This window comes from Escherichia sp. KTE172, assembly GCF_000408845.1.
GTDB classification, from domain to species: Bacteria; Pseudomonadota; Gammaproteobacteria; order Enterobacterales; family Enterobacteriaceae; genus Escherichia; species Escherichia coli.
In genome coordinates, this window is record NZ_KE137316.1 from 322,934 (window position 1) to 339,128 (window position 16,195).

A 16,195-nucleotide genomic window follows, 5' to 3' on the forward strand; every position below is an offset into this window, starting at 1 on the left:
ATATGGATGACGGATGGCTGGCCGCTGTATGAATCCCGCCTGAAGGGAAAGCTGCACGTAATCAGCAAGCGATATACGCAGCGAATTGAGCGGCATAACCTGAATCTGAGGCAGCACCTGGCACGGCTGGGACGGAAGTCGCTGTCGTTTTCAAAATCGGTGGAGCTGCATGACAAAGTCATCGGGCATTATCTGAACATAAAACACTATCAATAAGTTGGAGTCATTACCTCAATGTAGATGTCAGGAAAAAGAAGTAAATATTAAGGATAATGTTGTAAACCTGGAGAGTATGAGATGATCTTGCGTACTGTCAGAGCACTGATTTCTCTGACAGTACGTGCTGCGTGCAAAATCACTACATCAAATAAACCAGCCAAATCTCATAGAGATAAGAGTAAACAAACCAACAGCAGCAAAGACATTTATCAGTACTACAGTTCTACTGGAAACATTCATTTTTGCCACCTTTTATCATTGCCCCTATGTGTATAGTACGGGTTAAGAAAATCCGCAATAATACTCATTCTGAAGATGGATAAGGGCAAGTTGCTGTTTGATGATTTTTTCTCAAACTGGTGAAAAAACTTGATGCACGTCAAAAAATGACGCATATTTGCGCGCGTTTTATTCATCTGGCTGGACGCCCGTACATGTCTCTCTATCAACACATGCTTGTTTTTTATGCGGTTATGGCAGCAATCGCATTTCTTATCACCTGGTTTCTTTCTCACGATAAGAAACGCATCCGTTTCTTAAGCGCCTTTCTGGTGGGGGCAACATGGCCGATGAGTTTCCCGGTGGCGCTGTTGTTTTCACTGTTTTAAATCTTACTCACTGGCTTGACGGCACCACACAGACTTATATCATTTGGATGAATCGATAAATTTCACAAGTGGCTAAGGAGAAAGTATGTCGCATCTGGATGAAGTCATCGCGCGCGTGGATGCCGCGATTGAAGAGAGCGTCATTGCCCATATGAACGAATTATTAATCGCCCTGAGCGATGACGCGGAGTTAAGTCGGGAAGATCGCTATACCCAGCAGCAGCGTTTGCGCACCGCTATTGCTCATCATGGTCGCAAGCATAAAGAAGATATGGAAGCGCGCCACGAACAGTTAACCAAAGGCGGTACCATCCTCTGATTAAAATGAGCGTCTGGCCACCAGCCAGGCGCCAACCACAAGTAAAATTGCGCCACAAATTGGGCCGATCAACGCCCGAAGTGGTACGCCATGGCTGCGGAAGATATCCAGCACCAGACCGCCAATCAGCTGGCTGGCGACCAGTACTGCAATAGTTGTTGCCGCTCCCACATTCTGATATCCGCTGATACTGGCGAAGACAAAAAACGATCCAAGCAAGCCAGGTATAAGTGTCCACCAGCGCACGCTGGACACCAGTTCACCAAACCCCTCCATACCTTGTTTAAACCACAAAATAGAAACGAACAGCACAATTCCTACCAAAGAGTTCAGCAACATGGCGATGAGAATGGTAGAGGAGCTCTGGGTGATGCGCACCATCAGCGTGTTTTGCACCACCAGACCAATTCCGGCGGCAATCAAAAAAGCAAGGGTAAGCGACTGATTCATCCAATCGCGTCCGGTTCAGTGCGCTCGTCGAGTTGCAACTGCATAAATGTCAGATCCAGCCAGCGCCCAAATTTAGTGCCTACCTGCGGCATTTGCGCGGTGACGACAAATCCCAGCGACTGGTGGAGATGCAGCGAAGCCTGATTTTGCGATTCGATCCCCGCGACCATGACATGCTTCCCGCAATCCCGCGCTTCATCAATCAATCGGCTTAACAATTTACGCCCCAGACCTTTGCCCTGATGATCGGGATGGACATAAACCGAATGTTCCACGGTATGGCGAAAACCATCGAAACTACGCCAGTCGCCAAACGAGGCATATCCTGTAACGACGCCATCTTCTTCACTCACCAGCACCGGATAACCTGCTATGGTCCGCGCTTCAAACCAGGCAATGCGGTTATCTGCATCCACCGTTTGGTCATTCCAGATAGCCGCCGTATACAACACGGCGTGGTTATAAATTTCCGCAATGGCAGCACAGTCGGCTTTGCGGGCAAAACGGATGGACATGTCTGGCCTCGATTAAATAATGATGATGACGTTATCAATACTATCGAAAACAGCCCGAAGCAACGGATTCCTCGATGAAATTATTGCGTGTTGCAGAGGGGATGTGACGGCTGCAAACAAAACCAATCCCGTGAGCCTGCTACTATTGATCGATTCATGCCAAAAGCACAGGAGAGCATTATGGGGCAACAAAAACAGCGTAATCGACGTTGGGTTCTGGCCTCGCGTCCGCATGGCGCGCCGGTTCCGGAGAATTTCCGTCTTGAAGAAGATGATATCGCCACACCGGGTGAGGGACAGGTGTTACTGCGCACAGTTTATTTGTCACTGGACCCGTATATGCGTGGACGTATGAGCGATGAGCCATCTTATTCACCGCCGGTTGATATTGGCGGCGTGATGGTCGGCGGCACGGTGAGCCGTGTCGTGGAGTCGAATCATCCTGATTATCAGCCTGGCGACTGGGTGCTGGGCTACAGTGGATGGCAGGACTATGACATATCCAGTGGTGATGATCTGGTGAAACTTGGCGATCATCCGCAAAATCCATCGTGGTCGCTGGGTGTGCTGGGGATGCCAGGCTTTACCGCTTATATGGGGCTGCTGGATATCGGTCAGCCCAAAGAGGGCGAAACGCTGGTGGTAGCTGCGGCGACAGGACCAGTGGGGGCGACGGTGGGTCAAATCGGCAAACTTAAAGGTTGCAGGGTGGTGGGGATAGCCGGTGGCGCGGAAAAATGCCGCCATGCTACCGAGGTGTTAGGCTTTGATGTTTGTCTTGACCATCACGCGGATGATTTTGCCGAACAACTGGCGAAAGCGTGCCCAAAAGGCGTTGATATCTATTATGAAAACGTGGGCGGTAAAGTATTTGATGCGGTGCTACCGTTACTTAATACATCTGCGCGCATTCCCGTCTGCGGCTTAGTGAGCAGCTATAACGCTACAGAGCTACCACCCGGCCCGGATCGTTTACCTCTGCTGATGGCTACGGTGCTGAAAAAACGTATTCGCTTGCAAGGATTTATTATCGCTCAGGATTATGGTCACCGCATCCATGAGTTTCAGAAGGAGATGGGGCAATGGGTGAAAGAGGATAAAATCCACTACCGCGAAGAAATTACTGACGGTTTAGAGAATGCGCCACAGACATTTATCGGCCTGCTGAAGGGTAAAAACTTCGGCAAAGTGGTGATCCGCGTGGCGGGTGATGATTAAAGATACGACGGCGGCGTAAGCCGCCATAAAAATCCAGGCAAAAAGCTTATTTTCAGCTTTAATTAACTAACCACGTCATTGTTCTGCTGCTAATAACAACAAAGGTGAGTGGTTTATGATTATTCACTTTAATACCCCAGGTGAACTCCTTCTGCCATGCAGGCAGGGTTGGACAGAAAACACGCGAAGGAATTAAAATGCCTGGAACGGAAAAAATGAAACATGTCAGTTTGACTCTGCAGGTTGAGAATGACCTGAAACATCAGCTTAGTATTGGCGCACTAAAACCTGGCGCACGCCTGATTACTAAAAATCTGGCGGAGCAATTAGGTATGAGTATTACACCTGTGCGTGAAGCATTATTACGTCTGGTTTCGGTGAATGCGCTTTCTGTCGCACCAGCGCAAGCATTTACAGTTCCGGAAGTGGGGAAACGTCAATTAGACGAAATCAATCGGATCCGCTACGAGCTGGAATTAATGGCAGTTACTCTGGCTGTTGAAAACCTCACCCCGCAAGACCTGGCGGAACTCGAGGAATTGCTCGAGAAATTACAGCAGGCGCAAGAAAAGGGCGACATGGAACAAATCATTAATGCGAACAGGCTATTTCGCTTAGCGATTTATCATCGTTCAAATATGCCCATCCTGTGTGAGATGATTGAGCAACTGTGGGTCAGGATGGGACCTGGTTTACATTATCTCTATGAAGCGATTAATCCAGCGGAATTACGGGAGCGTATAGAAAACTATCGTCTATTACTCGCCGCGTTAAAAGCAAAAGACAAAGAGGGATGCAGACATTGTCTTGCTGAAATTATGCAACAAAATATTGCTATTTTATACCAGCAATACAATCGTTAAAGTAAATGCCCGGCAAATACCGGGCATCAAGGTAATTACTCAAATCGCCATGCAATATTCATGCCGACACCATAATTTCGCCCGGGCGCAGGTTCGTAATATCGCCCGTTTGACTCATTGACAATGACAGAACCAACGTATTCTTTATCGAATAAATTATCGACACGACCAAATAAATCCACAGTTAAATTGTGGTAATTGTATTTATACCCGGTGAATAAGCCGACGAGAGTATAAGACGGCGCTTTGGCCGTATTTTCATCATCTGCCATAATATCGCCCATATAACGCGCTTCCGTACCTGCATACCAGCCATCCTCCGGTACATAACCTATCGACGCAAAGCCCATATTACGGGCGATCCCTGGCATCCGATTACCGTTACAATCCTGTTCATTGCAAACATTGCTGCGATAGGTCGCATCGAGCCAGGTCCAGGACGCTTTTACACGAAAATCTCCCGCGAAACGTTGATCCCATGCCAGCTCAGCGGCTTGACGACGGGTCTTTCCGGCATTTTTGTAAGTCGTACGCCCACCGCTACTGCTATCGACAACAATTTCATCATCGGTGTCGGTCTGGAACAATGCGAGACTAAGCAGCCCATCACCAATACGCGTTTTACTGCCGATCTCAATTGTATCGTTGGTGGATGGTTTTAAACCAAAGTTCATACCGCTTTGACCGTCAGCACGATAAGACAGCTCATTAATCGTCGGCGTTTCAAAACCTCGCCCGGCTGCCAGATAGATATTCCAGGCATCGGTCATTGCATATTTTAACGAACCGGCAGGTAGCCATTTGTGATAACTGGCATCACCGCTGTCATCGCCGTTACCCGGAGTAACGTAATGGTCGTTGGAATCAAACCATACGGAGCTGTAGCGCACGCCAGCATCCAGCGACAGTTTTTCGCTCAGCTGCCACTGTGTCTGCAAATAGGGATCGACGTTCCACATCAGATTGCGTTCGTCACGGCGCAACTCACCTTTTTGCCCGTATTCCGGCACGCCGCTATTCAGGCGGAAGTTATTGTAGCCTTTGCGATTTTCACTCATGTTTTCGTAGTTCAGGCCGGTAGTGAACGTGAGCGGAACGCCCAGCTCGCCACGGTGTGTCCAGCGGCTGTCTATCCCCTGATAATGGCGTTGCAGAGTAATCACGCCGCCCGCATGCGACGGGTTAAGTTGTGGTGCCATCGGGATTGACTGGTACTGGGTCGTTTCTCGCTCCCCGGCATACATCATCACACTCATATCATCTTGTGCGCTCAGGCTACGTTCATAGCGCAACCCAGCCTGAGTTTGCTTGATGGTTTTTCGCGTGTCGTACTGTTCAGCGCGTGGCGCTTGTTGCGGATTCGCCTTCCATTCTGCTTCGGTTAGCCCACCTGGGTCATCTGCTTTGATATCCACACTATTGAAAATCAGGCTTAATTTGCTGGCGTCATCAATGCGTACGCCCAGTTTGGCATTGGCTAAATTTTTCTGTGCGCCACTATGATCACGATAGCCGTGGGTCGTAAAGCGCGTGGTTGAGACGGTGTAATCGACATCGCCAGGCTGAGTGCCGTCGCCCATTGCGCCTGTTGCTTTCAGCCCATAGCGCCAGCTGCCAAAACTGCCGTAGTAACTACTGGCTTCAATGGTTGGTGGCTGTTGTCCGGTCTGGGTGATGACATTCATTACACCGCCAGACGCGTTGCCATACAGAGCAGAGAAGGGGCCGCGCAGCACTTCCACATTTTGTACACTGCTTAAATCGATGTTGGATGTTTGCCCTTGTCCGTCGGGCATGGTGGCGGGAATACCGTCCACATACAGGCGAATACCGCGAATTCCGTAAGTGGAGCGGGAGCCAAATCCGCGAATCGACAGCTGTAAATCTTGCGCATAGTTCTGCCGGTTTTGTACCTGCAAACCAGGCACGCTGGTCAGTGATTCGGACAAGTTAATGCGCGGTGTTGCCAGGCGCATCTCCTCGCCATCCACCACGCTCACGGCTGCTGGGGTATCCAGTTCTGAAACCACCTGCGGTGCGGCACTGACAATCATGGTCTGTTCATCAGCGGCAAAAACAACGGGGGAAAGGACAAGCAGTGCGGGCAAAACGGTCTGTCGGACGGAAAAAATCTTCATGAAAAAAGCCAGGTTAAGAATGGGAAAACGCCGCCATGGTAATAAAATTGTAAATATATGGAAAACGAAACGGCACGATACGTTAAGTAATTGAGAAAATTGTAGTCGTAACGGCAAGAAATGCTCCACATTTGAGAAAATAATGATTACCATTCCCATTTATAACAAGAGCGTAACGATGATTACGCTTAGCGAAGCATTGTGAAGCAGCAAAAATATCGGTTCATCAAAGGGAGTCGTCATGCATTTACGTCATCTGTTTTCATCGCGCCTGCGTGGTTCATTACTGTTAGGTTCATTGCTTGTTGCTTCATCATTCAGTACGCAGGCTGCAGAAGAAATGCTGCGTAAAGCGGTAGGTAAAGGTGCCTACGAAATGGCTTATAGCCAGCAGGAGAACGCGCTGTGGCTCGCCACTTCGCAAAGCCGCAAACTGGATAAAGGCGGCGTGGTTTATCGTCTTGATCCGGTTACTCTGGAAGTGACGCAGGCGATCCATAACGATCTCAAGCCGTTTGGTGCCACCATCAATAACACGACTCAGACGTTGTGGTTTGGTAACACTGTAAACAGCGCGGTCACGGCGATAGATGCCAAAACGGGCGAAGTGAAAGGCCGTCTGGTGCTGGATGATCGTAAGCGCACGGAAGAGGTGCGCCCGCTGCAACCGCGTGAGCTGGTAGCTGATGATGCCACGAACACCGTTTACATCAGTGGTATTGGTAAAGAGAGCGTGATTTGGGTCGTTGATGGCGAGAATATCAAACTGAAAACCGCCATCCAGAACACCGGTAAAATGAGTACCGGTCTGGCGCTGGATAGCAAAGGCAAACGTCTTTACACCACTAACGCTGACGGCGAATTGATTACCATCGACACCGCCGACAATAAAATCCTCAGCCGTAAAAAGCTGCTGGATGACGGCAAAGAGCACTTCTTTATCAACATTAGCCTTGATACCGCCAGGCAGCGTGCATTTATCACCGATTCTAAAGCCGCAGAAGTGTTAGTGGTCGATACCCGTAATGGCAATATTCTGGCGAAGGTTGCGGCACCGGAATCACTGGCTGTGCTGTTTAACCCGGCGCGTAATGAAGCCTACGTAACGCATCGTCAGGCAGGTAAAGTCAGTGTGATTGACGCGAAAAGCTATAAAGTGGTGAAAACGTTCGATACGCCGACTCATCCGAACAGCCTGGCGCTGTCTGCCGATGGCAAAACGCTGTATGTCAGTGTGAAACAAAAATCCACTAAACAGCAGGAAGCTACCCAGCCGGACGATGTGATTCGTATTGCGCTGTAATAGATATGGCGAGGGTGAAAACGGAGAGACTTGCCTGACTTTTATCACGCCGTATCCGGTACCTTCGTCAGTAATTTGAATTTGCCCGGCACGTAGCCGGGCAATTTTGCAATTAACTCGCCGTTTCAGGCTTAAACACAATTTCCTGTTGTTCTTCATCTTCCTCGACGACTGGCGCAGTGCTGTGAATTTCAGCAACGCGTTTGCGCACACCAAACCAGCCTATAACCAGCAGAATACCGATAATCGGCAGCGCCGCGATGGTATAAGTCCCGTTCGGGTAATCGAACGCCATCAGCACCAGGACGCTCAGCAAAAACAGTAATGTCAGCCAGGAAGTGAAGGGCGCGCCAGGCAGTTTAAAACTCACATCCGCGGCTTTGCCTTCTTTAATCGCTTTACGCAGGCGCATCTGGCACACGATGATAAACGCCCATGAGGCGATGATTCCCAGCGACGCGAAGTTCAACACAATCTCAAATACGCGCGACGGCACCAGATAGTTGAGGAATACGCCGACGACATACACAACCAGTGTCGCCAGAATCCCGGCATACGGCACATGCTGACGACTCATTTTCGCCATAAAACTCGGTGCGGAACCGCCCATCGCCATTGAGCGCAGAATACGTCCGGTGCAGTACAGACCTGAGTTCAGGCTGGAGAGGGCAGCGGTCAGCACCACAATGTTCATAATGCTGCCGATATATGGCACACCCAGTTTAGAGAAAAACGTCACGAACGGACTTTGCCCCGCCTGATATGCGCTCCACGGCAATAACATAACCAGCAACACCACGGAGCCGACGTAAAACAGGCCAATACGCCAAATCACACTGTTAATCGCTTTAGGCACCATGGTCTGCGGATCTTTACATTCTCCGGCAGCTGTACCCACCATTTCAATGGAGGCAAAAGCAAACACTACGCCCTGAATCAACACCAGCGCAGGCAGCAAACCGTGGGGGAAGAAGCCGCCATTATCGGTAATTAAATGAAAACCAGTGGTGTTGCCATCCAGCGGCTGACCACTACCGAGGAACACTGTACCCACGACCAAAAAGGTCACAATGGCGAGCACTTTAATAAGCGCAAACCAGAACTCCATCTCGGCAAACCATTTCACACCGATCATATTCATGGTGCCAACGATGGTCAGCGCAGCGAGCGCAAAGACCCACTGCGGCACGCCGCCAAACGCACCCCAGTAATGCATATACAGAGCGACGGCGGTAATATCGACAATCCCCGTCATCGCCCAGTTGATGAAGTACATCCAGCCTGCAACGTAAGCGGCTTTCTCTCCTAAAAACTCACGGGCATAAGAGACAAAACTGCCACTGGAAGGGCGGTGTAGCACCAGCTCACCCAATGCACGCAGAATAAAAAATGAAAACAGGCCGCAGATTAAATAGACCAGTGCCAGTGCTGGCCCCGCCATTTGCAGTCGGGCTCCCGCGCCTAAAAACAAACCCGTACCAATCGCGCCGCCAATGGCGATCATCTGTACCTGGCGATTGCCCATCGCTTTGTGATACCCCTCTTCGTGGGCATTAAGCCAGCGGCGTTTCGCGGCGTGCTGATCTGAAGTGTCGGTGTCGTGTTTACTCATTGCTCTCCCTGATTGCTTTAATGAAAAAGTCATATAAGTTGCCATGAACAATGTTTATTCATCCTGGCGATGATAGTTATCACCATTATTCTTTATGGGTATAAAACTATCGGCGCAGCATCCTACCCGTTATCGATAAACGATGCAAAACATCCCCTTACAATCCTGAAGGGGAATAATACAACTGACGAAAAAATGACAAATCCTTTTGCTGGTTAACCTGTGTACTGTCCTACACTTAATCTTTAAAAGATTGTGAGGGGCATATGATTAAGGTGTATGGCGTACCCGGATGGGGCTCTACAATCAGTGAGCTGATGCTAACACTGGCTGATATTCCTTATCAGTTCGTTGATGTCAGTGGTTTTGACCACGAGGGAACCTCACGCGAGTTATTGAAAACCCTGAACCCGTTGTGTCAGATTCCGACACTGGCGCTGGAAAATGACGAGATTATGACGGAGACAGCGGCGATTGCATTGATGGTTCTCGATCGTCGCCCGGACCTTGCGCCACCGGTTGGGCGCGCCGAACGTCAGCAGTTTCAACGGCTATTGGTCTGGCTGGTTGCTAATGTCTATCCAACATTCACTTTCGCCGATTACCCTGAGCGTTGGGCTCCTGACGCACCCGAACAGTTAAAGAATAATGTTATTGAATATCGTAAATCGCTTTATATCTGGCTGAATTCACAATTGACCGCTGAACCTTATGCCTTTGGCGAGCAACTAACGCTGGTGGACTGTTATCTCTGCACCATGCGCACATGGGGGCCGGGGCATGAATGGTTTCACGATAATGCGCAGAATATCAGCGCGATCGCTGAAGCTGTATGTCAGTTACCGAAATTACAAGAAGTATTAAAAAGGAATGTCATTATTTAACAATAATGCCGGAGGTTAATGTTAATGAATCACTGGCGTAATTAACTGGATATCCATTTGTTTGCTATGAATAGTAATTAAAGTTGGTACAACTATTTATATGATTGATGTAATTTCGTTTTTTATATGAAATATCAATTTAATATAATCCGAAAATAAAACATCTTTTCGCATGTAGAGAAACATGTCGATATGATAGTGCAGTGCAGATCATGTCATCAGGGTAGGGCGGTAGCGTATTTAATCAGGGAAAGATTACGCAACGCTGCTTTTTTGTATTGAACGATTCGCATTTTATGTTTAAAAATTGCGATATTCCTTATTTCCTGAAGCTGTTTTTATTGCTTATACATGATCAAATACTCCTTACATAATTAAGGAGAACAAAATGGAACTTAATACACGCCAACAATTTGTATTACTTAAATAGACCAGTGAAGGTACGCATCAGAACATCCGGTGAAGTGATTAATATTTCGTTGAATATTTCTCCCGATTTTTGAAACCTGCTGCTGTAGAAATTCTGAACAGGAGGAATTATGCCTTTAGCAGCCAAACTCACCGACAAAGGCACCCAGCACGACGGTTATTACGAGACCGTCATCACCGCCGGGTCATCCACCGTCTTTATCGATGGTCTTCCCGCAGCCCGTCAGGGAGATCCGCTGACGCCGCATGCTAAACCGAAGCATCCCCCTCATCCCCGTAAAATCGCCAGAGGTTCTTCAACCGTCTTTATTGACGGCCTGCCCGCCGCCAGAAGCGGTGATGCTGTTGACTGCGGCGGCGTGGTTATTGGTGGCGGTACGGTAAATATAGGCTGATATGTCTGAGAGGTATTTATGTCCTTAAAAGGTCTTCGCTTTACGCTGGAGGTTGACGGCCAGGAGCCGGACACCTTTGCAGTGGTGAATTTCAGGTTAATCCAGAACCAGTCATATCCGTTTGTGATGAGTGTGGATGTTGCCAGCGACTCTTTTATGCAGACGGCGGAGATGCTGCTGGAGAAGAAGGCGACACTGACCATCTGGCAGGGCGCAGTGGCGCAGCGTTATGTCACCGGCGTGGTGGCGGGTTTTGGCATGCAGGAGAATAACGGCTGGCAGATGCGTTATCACCTGCGTATTGAGCCGCCGTTATGGCGGTGCGGGCTGCGGCAGAACTTTCGTATCTTCCAGCAGCAGGATATCCGGACGATATCGGCCACGTTACTGAACGAGAACGGCGTCACGGAGTGGACGCCGCTGTTTTATGAGGACCATCCGGCGCGGGAGTTCTGTGTCCAGTACGGGGAGTCGGACCTGGCGTTTCTGTCCCGGCTATGGGCGGAGGAGGGTCTTTTCTTCTTTGAGCGGTTTGCGGCGGACAGTCCGGAGCAGAAGCTGACGCTGTGCGACGATGTGGCGGGGCTGTCACAGGCGGGGGAGTTTCCGTTTAACCCGGACACATCGGCAGGAGCGGAGACGGAGTGTGTCAGTATGTTCCGTTATGAGGCGCATGTCCGCCCGTCATCGGTGCAGAGCCAGGATTACACCTTTAAGGTGCCGGACTGGCCGGGGATGTATGAGCAGCAGGGTGAGAACCTGAACGGACAGCTGGAGCAGTATGAGATATTTGATTATCCGGGAAGGTACAAGGATGAACAGCACGGCAAGGATTTCACGCTGTACCAGATGGAGAGCCTGCGCAGTGATGCGGAAAAGGCCACAGGGCAGAGTAATTCGCCGAAGCTGTGGCCGGGAACGCGGTTTATGCTGACGGGGCATCCGCAGAAGATGCTGAACCGTGAATGGCAGGTGGTACAGAGCATACTGTCAGGAAACCAGCCGCAGGCGCTGCACGGCAGCCAGGGAAAGGGAACCACGCTGGGCAATCAGTTAGAGGTGATACCGGCGGACCGGACGTGGCGTCCACGGCTGCAAAACAAACCGAAGGTGGACGGGCCACAGAGCGCCATTGTCACCGGTCCTGCGGGAGAGGAAATCTTCTGCGACGAACACGGACGTGTGCGAGTGCAGTTTCACTGGGACAGGTATAACCCGGCAACGGAGGCGAGTTCATGCTGGGTGAGGGTGTCGCAGGCGTGGGCGGGGCCGGGGTTCGGTAACCTGGCGATACCACGGGTGGGTCAGGAGGTGATAGTGGACTTCCTGAACGGCGACCCGGACCAGCCGATAATCATGGGGCGGACGTACCATGAGGACAACCGTTCGCCGGGCGACCTGCCGGGAACGAAGACGCAGATGACCATCCGGTCAAAAACCTATAAAGGAAGCGGATTTAACGAGCTGCGGTTTGAAGACGCCACCAGTAATGAGCAGGTGTATATCCATGCCCAGAAGAACATGGATACGGAGGTGCTCAACGACCGGACAACGGATGTGAAACATGACCATACGGAAACCATCGGGAACGACCAGAAGATAACGGTGGTGAAGGGGCAGACGGTTCAGGTCGGGACCAGAAAAGAAGGGGGCCACGACCAGAGTATCACGGTGGCGAACGACCGGTGCATCACGGTACGTAATGACCAGACGCTGCAGGTGACGAATGACCGGACGGTGAGCGTGAGTAATGATGACGGCCTGTACGTCAGAAATGACCGTAAAGTGACGGTGGAAGGGAAGCAGGAGCATAAGACGACGGGGAACCATATCAGTCTGGTGGAGGGAAAGCACAGCCTGGTGGTGAAGGGGGACCTGGCGAGGAAGGTGAGTGGCGCGCTGGGGATAAAGGTGGACGGGGATATCGTGCTGGAGAGCAGCAGCCGGATAAGCCTGAAGGTGAGTGGCTCGTTTGTGGTCATCCATTCAGGGGGCGTGGACATCGTCGGGCCGAAAATCAATCTCAATAGCGGCGGTAGTCCGGGGACGCCGGTGCCGGCGCTGCAACCGGCGGTGCTGAAGACACTGGGGGATGAGAAGAGTGGTGATGGCAGTGATTCCGGAGAAGAAAATGAAGACTCTGGAGGGAACTGCGTGACCGGAAGTGGTGGTGATGATCGAGGTGACGATGAGGATGAACCTGAAAAATATACTCTCCAGTTCCATTTTACAGACGATGACGGGATACCGTATTCAGAAACCCGCTACATTGCCTTCTTTGAGGATGGCACGCAGACCCGCGGAGAAACGGATGAAGAGGGGTATACAGAGCGTTTTTTTGTATCTAGCAAACATGAAATTAAAGTGAAGTTGTTATTTGCGAATGATGATTTTCTCTCAATGGAAGGACACTATGGACGATAATAATCAAACTTCTGGACAACCAAAGCCAGAGCCAGAAGAATGTGTGAAAGAGCAAAAAATAACTGATCATTTTAAAATAATGATTGATAAGGCTCGTAAGGCACAAAAGTTGGTTTTGATAAAAAGAGCAGATGATCTTTTGAGATGGGGAGCACAGGAGGAATATGATTTCAGTAAGATCTTTGGTGTTAAAGGAAATAAGGAGGTTAATATAAGAAAATATGGACATAATACAGGTAGGCGCATGAATGCTAGATTTCTTATGATGGATGGTGTGAGAAGATTAATGATTATAGCTAATGATTTAACAATGAGCAGTTTTATAAATTATACAGGTTGTAATGAATTTGCAGCATTCGTCAGCCCAAGTAAGGATATGCCCTATATAATTAACATAGGCGCAAAATTTGAGTATAGAGATGGCAAAAAAAATCCAGTAACGGGAAAGGATTCTCATGTTGCTACTTTATGTCATGAAATGTCTCATATTCAGTGGTATTATGGGGATAATAAAAAAGGTGGTATGTGGTCACAGGATTATACAACTACTGATAAATATTCAACGTGCAAAGAGGATGAAGTTTCATATGACGAACATATCCGTATTGCAACTAAACTGATCTCTAAACAAAAAGATCAAATATTCGAGAATGCATATAACATAGAAAGATATTTTGAAATAAGATTAATTGAAAGTGAGATAGACTCGATTAATGATGAAATATTAAGCAATTCAGTTAAGAAAAAAATAGCGGAATTAGAAAAAGCACTTCTCCATTAACTAATAAGTCGAGAAATATATTAATGCTGCAAGCTATAAAAAAAATCATAATAATGACAATCGTAAATATTATATTTTTCTATTCCTTTCAATCGACTGCGGATGAAATGGTTTTAATAAAAAAATACGGGTTTGGGCTTGAGAGAGATATCAAAGGAAGGCCATTAATTTATCCTATCGAAAATTATGATGAGTGTAAGAAAAAATGCAATCATATGAATTATATAGCGGATGTCAATGCTCAATTAGCTATGAGTAAAAAAAACAACAGGATTTTTGCTAACATAACCTTTACTAACAATAGCTCTACCACGTATTTTTTTTCTAAATATTACCTACCTATGAAAGTAAAAGATGGAAAAGGAGATGAATATGATGCGATATGCAAAAAACCATTCAGAATCAACTCTGGGAATATCACGTTGGACTACTTAGGTGGTTCATGTCCTTTTGAAATTAATACGAATCCTGAACGGTGGAATACTATTAAACCAGGTCGTAGTTTTTTGTTGAGTATAACCTTAAATGATATGTATGCCTTTATACCAGGAGATAATTATTATTTTATAAAATCATCTGGCTATAAATTTGTTAATGACAAGTGGTTTACACTCAAATCAATCAATAATATTTTTCTTTATTTTTTAAATTTAAAAATTAATTGTGCTGATGATTTTTTTTGATATTAATAATTTTACTACATGTGATAATTTGTTATTAGATGAAAAAAAATACTTTTTTATTAATCAGTTATGGGCAATTGAGGATGAAAAAAATTCTATTTACGTCACCCCTGATGAAATTTCTATAAGTATAGACGGCGATAACTTAAAGTTGCCATATTAGGAATCTGTGAAAGAACAAGGTGCGCCGCTTTTTTGTACTAAATAATTCGCATTTTAGTCACGGCAGAGAAGAAATCCATCTTCATATTGTTTGCGATGTCCCTGATGAACTTATTGATTTCACGTTTGAATGGAAAGGTCAGAAGAAATTATGCGTGGCAGTCTCCTTTTGGTCAATAATAGCAGAACAAAAGAAAGAGCCAGAAATGACGGTCAGATATTATATCAGTTCTGCTGATTTAACCGCAAAAAAGTTCGCCACAGCGATACGAAATCACTGGCACGTGGAGAATAAGCTGCACTGGCGTCTGGACGTGGTAATGAACGAAGACGACTGCAAAATAAGAAGAGGAAACGCCGCAGAATTATTTTCAGGGATACGGCACATCGCTATTAATATTTTAACGAATGATAAGGTATTCAAGGCAGGGTTAAGACGCAAGATGCGAAAAGCAGCTATGGACAGAGACTACCTCGCGTCAGTCCTTGCGGGGAGCGGGCTTTCGTAATCTTGCCCTGGCGATCGAATAGCGCAGATGACGGTGCTCTAAATTTGAATCTAATAAGCCGGTGTTATTTTTCATCCACTATTAAAATCTTGACACAACGAGGCAACAATGAAAAAAAGCAAAAAAATTAAAACAATGAACCATCAAAATAATAGCGGGATACAAAATCAACCAGACTATCACATCGAAATAGAAAGAAAAAATATGGTAAGATTGCTTGATGAACGTATTGATAAAGTTTACGGTTCATTGCTAGGACCAATGAAAAAGAAAAATATAGATAAAATACGTCATTTTACACTTGATGTAATGGTGTTTATTCTTGACACGAACCCTCGTGTTTGTAATAAATTATCCAGGGAAATAATATCTTTAGCGCAAAATACCTTCATTGAAAAAAACGTTAATTTTTCAACTTTTAATAATGAACAGCATAGAATAAGGGAGTATATGAATGAAGGTGGTGGAATACGATGGTTTACATGGGATAACCCCGAGATATCTTTTGTTCGTGCATCTTTTGGCCTTTTTGTCAAAATGGAAACAAAAGGTGATCATGAACATACACTAAGTGACACATTTCTTCAGATTGTTGAGTGTGTTAATTTAAATATAGGACTTATTGCAAAAGATGAACTGGTAAAAATCATCAATAAACACTTTATGTAAAAATATACTTCTGT

The 16,195-nt window shown here is 47.2% G+C and carries 17 protein-coding genes and 1 pseudogene; 13 read left to right on the forward strand and 5 right to left on the reverse strand.

The annotated features are described in order from the left end of the window. Positions 1-216 (forward strand): IS1 family transposase (locus G434_RS22040; protein ID WP_001457314.1); only part of this gene is annotated, 216 nt, incomplete at its 5' end. Between the two features lie 147 nt (positions 217-363). Here G434_RS22040 and yncL read toward each other — a convergent pair. Continuing rightward, positions 364-459: a stress response membrane protein YncL gene (gene yncL / locus G434_RS26890; protein ID WP_001303494.1), complete on the reverse strand. Its 96-nt coding sequence runs from the start codon at positions 457-459 to the stop codon at positions 364-366. 194 nt (positions 460-653) lie between these two features. Here yncL and ortT point away from each other — a divergent pair, with 194 nt between their 5' ends. Further along, the gene (gene ortT / locus G434_RS22030; RefSeq protein ID WP_000061178.1) at positions 654-827 is read left to right on the forward strand and encodes an orphan toxin OrtT; all 174 of its coding nucleotides are present in this window, start codon (positions 654-656) and stop codon (positions 825-827) included. An 85-nt stretch (positions 828-912) separates the two neighbouring features. Then, on the forward strand, positions 913-1,146 hold the full coding sequence (gene ydcY / locus G434_RS22025; protein WP_000018633.1) for a DUF2526 family protein YdcY: 234 nt from the start codon (positions 913-915) through the stop codon (positions 1,144-1,146). On the opposite strand, the gene G434_RS22020 is transcribed toward ydcY, so the two are convergent. Further along, positions 1,147-1,596, reverse strand: a complete 450-nt coding sequence (locus G434_RS22020; protein ID WP_001076520.1) for a DMT family transporter — start codon at positions 1,594-1,596, stop codon at positions 1,147-1,149. It lies immediately after the preceding gene. Next, positions 1,593-2,111, reverse strand: coding sequence for a GNAT family N-acetyltransferase (locus G434_RS22015; RefSeq protein WP_000027563.1), 519 nt, complete (start codon positions 2,109-2,111; stop codon positions 1,593-1,595). The genes G434_RS22020 and G434_RS22015 overlap by 4 nt, the downstream gene beginning before the upstream one ends. 180 nt (positions 2,112-2,291) lie before the next feature. Between G434_RS22015 and curA the strand changes: the two genes are divergently transcribed. Together curA and mcbR are read left to right on the forward strand one after the other, a co-directional pair. Beyond that, positions 2,292-3,329: an NADPH-dependent curcumin/dihydrocurcumin reductase gene (gene curA / locus G434_RS22010; protein ID WP_001314716.1), complete on the forward strand. Its 1,038-nt coding sequence runs from the start codon at positions 2,292-2,294 to the stop codon at positions 3,327-3,329. 197 nt (positions 3,330-3,526) lie between these two features. Beyond that, a complete protein-coding gene (gene mcbR, locus G434_RS22005) occupies positions 3,527-4,192 on the forward strand; it encodes a colanic acid/biofilm transcriptional regulator McbR (RefSeq protein WP_001308642.1) in 666 nt (221 codons plus the stop codon). A 35-nt stretch (positions 4,193-4,227) separates the two neighbouring features. On the opposite strand, the gene pqqU is transcribed toward mcbR, so the two are convergent. Then, positions 4,228-6,330 (reverse strand): TonB-dependent receptor PqqU, encoded by a 2,103-nt coding sequence (gene pqqU, locus G434_RS22000; protein ID WP_000689374.1) that lies wholly within the window; start codon positions 6,328-6,330, stop codon positions 4,228-4,230. A 241-nt stretch (positions 6,331-6,571) separates the two neighbouring features. Between pqqU and G434_RS21995 the strand changes: the two genes are divergently transcribed. Next, positions 6,572-7,633 carry a 7-bladed beta-propeller protein YncE gene (locus G434_RS21995; RefSeq protein ID WP_000550675.1) on the forward strand — a complete coding sequence of 354 codons (1,062 nt, stop codon included), beginning with the start codon at positions 6,572-6,574 and terminating at the stop codon, positions 7,631-7,633. 112 nt (positions 7,634-7,745) lie between these two features. Here G434_RS21995 and ansP read toward each other — a convergent pair whose 3' ends face one another. Beyond that, entirely contained in the window at positions 7,746-9,245 is a 1,500-nt protein-coding gene (gene ansP, locus G434_RS21990; RefSeq protein ID WP_001309490.1) for an L-asparagine permease, read from the reverse strand. Between the two features lie 266 nt (positions 9,246-9,511). On the opposite strand from ansP, the gene G434_RS21985 reads away from it, so the two are divergent. From G434_RS21985 to G434_RS21955, 7 genes and pseudogenes are all read left to right on the forward strand, one after another. Next, positions 9,512-10,129, forward strand: a complete 618-nt coding sequence (locus tag G434_RS21985; RefSeq protein WP_000598875.1) for a glutathione S-transferase family protein — start codon at positions 9,512-9,514, stop codon at positions 10,127-10,129. Positions 10,130-10,668: 539 nt separating this feature from the next. Continuing rightward, entirely contained in the window at positions 10,669-10,953 is a 285-nt protein-coding gene (locus G434_RS21980; RefSeq protein WP_001127492.1) for a type VI secretion system PAAR protein, read from the forward strand. Positions 10,954-10,971: 18 nt separating this feature from the next. Continuing rightward, entirely contained in the window at positions 10,972-13,377 is a 2,406-nt protein-coding gene (gene tssI, locus G434_RS21975) for a type VI secretion system tip protein TssI/VgrG (protein ID WP_000053614.1), read from the forward strand. Continuing rightward, complete coding sequence (locus tag G434_RS21970; protein WP_000342577.1) at positions 13,367-14,158, forward strand: M35 family metalloendopeptidase; 792 nt, start codon at positions 13,367-13,369, stop codon at positions 14,156-14,158. Before tssI ends, G434_RS21970 begins: the two co-directional genes overlap by 11 nt. A 23-nt stretch (positions 14,159-14,181) precedes the next feature. Beyond that, positions 14,182-14,841, forward strand: a complete 660-nt coding sequence (locus G434_RS21965; protein ID WP_001323145.1) for a hypothetical protein — start codon at positions 14,182-14,184, stop codon at positions 14,839-14,841. Positions 14,842-15,050: 209 nt separating this feature from the next. Further along, a pseudogene (locus tag G434_RS0124730) lies at positions 15,051-15,512 on the forward strand (ISAs1 family transposase); the annotation flags it as partial. 108 nt (positions 15,513-15,620) lie between these two features. Beyond that, the gene (locus G434_RS21955; RefSeq protein WP_000748591.1) at positions 15,621-16,181 is read left to right on the forward strand and encodes a hypothetical protein; all 561 of its coding nucleotides are present in this window, start codon (positions 15,621-15,623) and stop codon (positions 16,179-16,181) included. Positions 16,182-16,195 lie beyond the last annotated feature (14 nt).